Origin of the sequence: Pseudoalteromonas sp. 120-MNA-CIBAN-0494, assembly GCF_040308885.1 — a bacterium.
GTDB lineage: Bacteria > Pseudomonadota > Gammaproteobacteria > Enterobacterales > Alteromonadaceae > Pseudoalteromonas > Pseudoalteromonas nigrifaciens.
Window position 1 is genome coordinate 1 of the sequence record NZ_JBEOOE010000207.1, and the last position, 248, is coordinate 248.

Annotated in this window: 1 protein-coding gene; it reads right to left on the minus strand. The window is 35.9% G+C overall.

Annotated features, from left to right (window positions below; genetic code table 11):
- A partial coding sequence (gene lptD, locus AAEY55_RS18535; RefSeq protein WP_350552744.1) for an LPS assembly protein LptD occupies positions 1–248 on the minus strand: 248 nt, incomplete at both ends.

Genomic DNA, 248 nt, shown 5'->3' on the forward strand with positions numbered 1-248 from the left:
GTACTGAGTTTGCAGTAATTTAACTTCACTGGTAAATGAACCTGCTGGCCCTTGTATTGGCCAAATTAAGCTAGGCACTAAATGTAAGCGGGTAGCTGTATTATATTCATTATCTTGATGACGGAAATTGGTCAGTTCTGAATTAAATTTAAAGTCGATAGAGTTAAAAATGTCTGCAGAACGATAATTAAAGTTTAGCTGTGGCATCACTTGATACGGTTTTTCATCTTCACCAAGCACTTTAATGT